At 63.5% G+C, this 5,214-nt stretch carries 5 protein-coding genes, 1 tRNA gene and 1 pseudogene; 4 read left to right on the top strand and 3 right to left on the bottom strand.

Annotated features, from left to right (window positions below; translation table 11 throughout):
- Positions 1-167 precede the first annotated feature (167 nt).
- Positions 168-1,211: pseudogene (locus SM191_RS19895) on the top strand (recombinase family protein); the annotation flags it as partial.
- Between the two features lie 564 nt (positions 1,212-1,775).
- Here the strand turns inward: SM191_RS19895 and SM191_RS19145 are convergent.
- The 3 genes from SM191_RS19145 to dapB all read right to left on the bottom strand — a co-directional run bounded on the left by SM191_RS19145 (position 1,776) and on the right by dapB (position 3,303).
- Positions 1,776-1,852 (bottom strand) — tRNA-Arg (locus SM191_RS19145).
- 45 nt (positions 1,853-1,897) lie between these two features.
- Complete coding sequence (nth, locus tag SM191_RS19140; protein ID WP_341507602.1) at positions 1,898-2,569, bottom strand: endonuclease III; 672 nt, start codon at positions 2,567-2,569, stop codon at positions 1,898-1,900.
- Between the two features lie 5 nt (positions 2,570-2,574).
- Positions 2,575-3,303 carry a 4-hydroxy-tetrahydrodipicolinate reductase gene (dapB, locus tag SM191_RS19135; RefSeq protein WP_341507601.1) on the bottom strand — a complete coding sequence of 243 codons (729 nt, stop codon included), beginning with the start codon at positions 3,301-3,303 and terminating at the stop codon, positions 2,575-2,577.
- 367 nt (positions 3,304-3,670) lie between these two features.
- On the opposite strand from dapB, the gene SM191_RS19130 reads away from it, so the two are divergent.
- The 3 genes from SM191_RS19130 to SM191_RS19120 are packed head-to-tail and all read left to right on the top strand — an operon-like array spanning position 3,671 to position 5,126.
- The gene (locus SM191_RS19130; RefSeq protein ID WP_341507600.1) at positions 3,671-3,985 is read left to right on the top strand and encodes a toll/interleukin-1 receptor domain-containing protein; all 315 of its coding nucleotides are present in this window, start codon (positions 3,671-3,673) and stop codon (positions 3,983-3,985) included.
- On the top strand, positions 3,982-4,791 hold the full coding sequence (locus SM191_RS19125; protein WP_341507599.1) for an IS5 family transposase: 810 nt from the start codon (positions 3,982-3,984) through the stop codon (positions 4,789-4,791). Before SM191_RS19130 ends, SM191_RS19125 begins: the two co-directional genes overlap by 4 nt.
- 14 nt (positions 4,792-4,805) lie before the next feature.
- Entirely contained in the window at positions 4,806-5,126 is a 321-nt protein-coding gene (locus SM191_RS19120) for a hypothetical protein (protein WP_341507597.1), read from the top strand.
- The last annotated feature ends 88 nt before the right edge of the window (positions 5,127-5,214 follow it).

The raw sequence follows: 5,214 nt of genomic DNA, 5'->3' as shown, positions 1-5,214 counted from the left end.
AACGACCCAGGCGACCTCCCCGTCGCCGGTCGGTGATGCGCGCCTCAACGATCCGGGGCTTGTCAGCGCGGCCTTCGACGATTCATGGTCGACCCTCGAGCAGGAGGTCGCGCTGATCGACCGGCTGTTCGGCGGCGAGATCGCCGCGCTGTTCGAAAGGCCTGGTCATGGGAACCGAAATGTTCGCGGGTAAGCGCGTCTTCGTCTATGCGCGGGTATCGACCACGCGGCAGGAGAAGAACGACCTGTCGCTGCCGGATCAGATCGCCACCGCCGAACGCTGGATCGAGGATAACGGCGCTCAGGCCGTCCGCGTCTTCTCGGAAGCGGGCAGCGCCACCGACGACCATCGCCGTGCCTTCCGCGAGATGATCGCGCTTGCCGAGTCGGATGAGCACCCGGTCGACATCATCCTCGCGCATTCGCTGTCGCGGCTGTTCCGCAACGCGCTCGACTTCATGCAGTATCGCGAGCGACTGCGCCGCAAGAAGATCCGCATCATCTCGGTGACGCAGAATTTCGGCGACGATCCGACGTCCGACCTTGCCGTGTCGATGCTCGCCATCTTCGACGAATATCATTCGGCCGAGAACGCCAAGCATGTTCGCCGCACCATGGTCGCCAATGCCGTCAACGGCTTCTGGAACGGCCAGACGCCGCCGATCGGCTTTCGCACCTGCACCGTGCCGCAGGCACGCGGCAAGGATCGCAAGAAGCTGGAGCATGATCCCGAGACCGTCGACATGGTCCGCTACATCTTCAAGACCTATCGCGAGGGTACGGCCAAAGGGCCGATCGGCGTCACGGGCCTTGCCCATCACCTGAACGAACGCGGCTACCGCATCCGGGGCAAGCGGTTCAGCATCGGCACGCTGCACAACATCCTGACCAACACTGCCTATATCGGCTACGTCATCTTCAACCGCCGGGACTCGCGCACCGGTGAGACGCGGCCGGAAAGTGAGTGGGTGCCGATCCCAGTCCCTCCGATCATCGACGAAGACACGTTCTACGCGGTCCGCCAGCAGATGGCCGACCGCGACCCACGGATGGGCGAGGCTGCCGCGAAGACCAACACGAACCTCCTGACCAGCCGCGCTGTATGCGGCTGCGGCGGGGATGGCTGCGGCGCGGGGATGATGACGAGCACCGGCAAGTCCGGTCAGTATCGCTATTACGCCTGTTCGGCGCGGATCAAGCGCGGGCCGGAGGCGTGCTCGGGACGCCGCGTTCCGATGGAGCAGCTGGACGATCTGGTCGTCGGCGCGGTGACCCGCAATCTCGTCCAGCCGGAACGGCTGACCGCGCTTCTCCAGACATGGCTGGACCGGTCGGAAACCGCCGTCGCCGAGCGCGCGGCCGAACTGAAGCGGCTGCGCGCCCGGCTGACCCAGCTCGAAGGCGAAAGCGCCCGCGTGATCAAGCTGGTACGGCTCGAGGTGCTCAGCCCGGACGATCCGCAGGTCGCCACCGAACTCGGCAACATCCGCGCGCAGAAAGCGAGCACCCAGGCCGACATCGCCGTCCTCGAACGGCAGCTTGATGCTGGCGATCGGCGGATCACGCCTGCGATCATCGCCAAGTTCGGCGATCTGCTCCGCCGCAAGCTCCACGAGCCAGACGGCAGGACGCGCAAGGAATACATCCACCTGCTTGTCGACCGTGTGGAGGTTGGTGATCGCGAGGTGCGAATCACGGGACGCAACGCGATGCTGGAACGCGCCATTATGGCATCCCAGACGCCGGGTGCCGCAGTGCCCAAAGCTGAACGGAAATGGCGCACCCGACAGGATTCGAACCTGTGGCCTCTGCCTTCGGAGGGCAGCGCTCTATCCAGCTGAGCTACGGGTGCGTGGGCTGGCCGACTAGCATCGTGCGCCACCCCGCGCCAGCCCTTTTATGATGGGGGCACCGCTTTTGCGGGTTTGGCGACGGGGGCGGGCGTCTTGGGGCGATAGGCGCACAGATCCTCGACCGGACAGCGCCAGCATTCGGGGCGGCGCGCCTTGCAGATATAGCGGCCGTGCAGGATCAGCCAGTGATGCGCGTGCACCCGGAACGGCGCGGGCGTCGCCTTGTCCAGCTTCAACTCCACCGCCAGCGGGGTCTTGCCCTTGGCCAGGCCGGTGCGGTTGCATACGCGGAAGATATGGGTGTCGACCGCGAACGTCTCCTGCCCGAAGGCGACGTTGAGCACGACATTGGCGGTCTTGCGCCCCACCCCCGGCAACCGCTCCAGATCGGCGCGATCCTTCGGCACCTGGCCGCCATAATCGTCCACCAGTATCCGCGACAGGGCGATGACGTTCTTGGCCTTGGTGTTGAACAGGCCGATCGTCTTGATGTGCTGCTTCAGCCCGTCCTCGCCCAGTTCCAGCATCTTCTCGGGCGTGTCGACCTCGGCGAAGAGCGCGCGGGTGGCCTTGTTGACCCCCACATCGGTGGCCTGCGCCGACAGTGCCACCGCAACGACCAGCGTATAGGGATTGCGGAATTCCAGCTCGGTCTCGGGATGCGGGTTCGCCTCCGCCAGCCGGTGGTAGAATTGGACGACATCCGCCTTCTTCATGCGCGTTACAGGCCTAGCACGTCGCCCATGCGGTAACGGCCCGGCCCCTGCCCTGCCAACCACAGCGCGGCGCGCACCGCTCCGCGGGCGAAAATGGTGCGATCCTGCGCGAAATGGCCGAGCGTCACCCGCTCGCCCTCGCCCGCGAAGATCACCTCATGGTCGCCAATCACCGAGCCGCCGCGCAGCGCCGCCAAGCCGATCGTCCCCTCGGTCCGCGCGCCGACCAGCCCCGCCCGGCCATCGACGCGGAGTTCGGACAGCGGATGCCCCCGCCCCGCCGCCGCCGCCTCGCCCAGCAGCAGCGCGGTGCCGGAGGGCGCATCGACCTTGTGCCGGTGATGCATCTCGGTGATCTCGATGTCCCAGTCCGGGCCAAGCCGCGCCGCCGCCTCGCGCACCAGATTGGCGAGCAGGGTGATGCCGAGCGAGGTGTTGCCGGTCTGGAGCACCGCGATCTCGGTCGCGGCCTCGTCGATCGCGGCGTGCTGGGCGGGTGAAAGGCCGGTGGTGCCGATGACGATCGGGGTGCGTGCGGCCCGAGCCGCCGCCAGATGCGCATCGAGCGCGCCCGCGATCGAGAAGTCGACCAGCACATCCGCCGACTTGGCCAGCGCGTCCGGATCGTCGCGCGAATCGCAGCCCCCGGCCAGCGTCGCGCCCTCGCCCTCGATCAGGTCCGCGATGGCGCGGCCCATGCGCCCGGCGCTGCCGTAAATGCCGATGGCGGTCATGCGGGGGTTCCGGTGGACTGGAGGGAGGACGTCGTCATGCGGCGTTCCTTGGCACATGTCCATGTCGGAGGAAACCGGCTGCGGGTGGTGCGCCCAACGATCGGTGACCGCTTGTGGGGCATGTTGCGGGGGTTTACTTCTGGGGTCAGGCGGTCCGGGACACCGTCAGCGGGGCAACCGGGTCAACCGTTCGGTAGTCGGCATGGGTTTGTGCCCAGAAGAGAATTTTACAATTGGCACCAAAAATGGCGGATTTCTGCGGTTTTCTGAAAGAGCGTCGGGACGGTTGTATTAGTCTTTTGTACTAGCTGAGGCAAGGGGCTGGCCGATGTGAGTCCTTCGACAGGGACTCGAATTGCACTCTCCTATGGCCCTTGCGGGCAGCGATCCTTATTTATGGATAAAGCATTGCGGAGGCTCAAACAGGATGAAGGTTTTTCTCAGTCATCAGCACGGCGACAAGCCAGTCGTAGAACCGATTGCTATCGCGCTGAAAGACAAGCTGGGTGAAGCCAACGTCTTCTATGACTCGTGGAGCATAAAGCCCGGTGAAGGTATCATAGACAGGATGAATGAGGGCATGACCGCCCCCGACTTTGTGTTCTTCTTCGTGTCGGAAAATAGCCTAGCTAGAGGCTGTTATGGACTTGGAGGTGTGTCTGATTCATCCGGTATTGGATGAGCATTTGCCGCAAGCCATATCCGTCCGATGTCAGCGATGAGGAATGGTCGCTGATCGCGCCATACCTGCTGTTGCAGCGCGAGGATGCCGGGCAGCGGGAGCATGATCTGCGCGAAGTATTCAACGGCCTGCGCTACATCGTGAAGACGGGCGCGCCGTGGCGGTGGATGCCCAATGATCTGCCGCCTTGGGCGGCGGTGTACCAGCAGACGCAACGCTGGCTGGTGGCGGGGTGTTTCGAGGCGCTGGTGGATGACCTGCGCTCGGTGCTGCGCCTGGCGGTGGGCCGCAAAGCCGAGCCGACTGCCGCGATCATCGACAGCCGGACGTTACGCTCCACGCCCGAGAGTGGCGAGCGCGCAGGCTATGACGGGGGCAAGCGCAAGAAAGGGTCGAAGATCCACATGGCCGTCGATACGCTGGGGCATCTGCTCGCGCTGCATGTGACGCCAGCCAGTGCCGAGGATCGCGGCGAAGTAGAACGCCTCGCACGCACCGTGCAGGCCGTCACGGGCGATACCGTCGACATCGCGTATGTCGATCAGGGCTATACGGGCGAACGTGCCGCGAAGGCCGCAGCAGCCCATGGCATCGCGCTGGAAGTCGTCAAACTGCCCGAGGCCAAACGCGGGTTCGTCCTCCTGCCGCGCCGCTGGGTCGTCGAACGGTCATTCGCCTGGGCAACACGCTTCCGACGCCTCGTCAAAGACTATGAGCGTTACGCCGAAACACTTGCCGGACTTCACGTCGTCGCCTTCGCCTGCCTTATGATGAAACAGGCTGCCGCGCTCGCCGTAGGTTCATAACAGCCTCTAGTGGCATGGTAAAACTTGAGTGGCACAATGCACTGTACAAAGCGGCTAAGGGGCAGACTAAGCTCATTCCTGTCCGTGTAGATGGGGCGGATATGCCAGCCCTGCTGATGCAAAGCGTCTACATCGATATGAACAATTTTGGCATTGCAGCTGCTCAGAACCAGATAATACAGATAGTTACCGGAAACGATAATTATACACCGCAGCACACCAATTTTTCAAATCTAACTGCATCGGTATTTAGACTAAACGATAAGCATTATGAGGTTACAATCTCTGCATCTCACCTCAGCGAGCACTCTCCACAGATATTGTTAGGTGTTTGATCCCGGCATTTGATGGTGCGGGTTTGATGTAAAGCGGGCTGGCTCGTTTTGCCATGCTTTGCAGATGGCCTCGTAGGGTGTGAGACCT

This window comes from Sphingomonas sp. 2378 (assembly GCF_038084995.1).
Taxonomy (GTDB): Bacteria; Pseudomonadota; Alphaproteobacteria; order Sphingomonadales; family Sphingomonadaceae; genus Sphingomonas.
The sequence above is the reverse complement of the archived record's forward strand: the minus strand, read 5'-3'. Positions and strand labels throughout refer to the sequence as shown.

What these genes read in the sequence shown, in the direction of transcription:
- nth (WP_341507602.1), bottom strand. Translation starts at nt 2,569, where the DNA reads ATGAAGAAGGCGGATGTCGTCCAATTCTACCACCGGCTGGCGGAGGCG.
- dapB (WP_341507601.1), bottom strand. Translation starts at nt 3,303, where the DNA reads ATGACCGCCATCGGCATTTACGGCAGCGCCGGGCGCATGGGCCGCGCC.
- SM191_RS19130 (WP_341507600.1), top strand. Translation starts at nt 3,671, where the DNA reads ATGGCCCTTGCGGGCAGCGATCCTTATTTATGGATAAAGCATTGCGGA.
- SM191_RS19125 (WP_341507599.1), top strand. Translation starts at nt 3,982, where the DNA reads ATGAGCATTTGCCGCAAGCCATATCCGTCCGATGTCAGCGATGAGGAA.
- SM191_RS19120 (WP_341507597.1), top strand. Translation starts at nt 4,806, where the DNA reads ATGGTAAAACTTGAGTGGCACAATGCACTGTACAAAGCGGCTAAGGGG.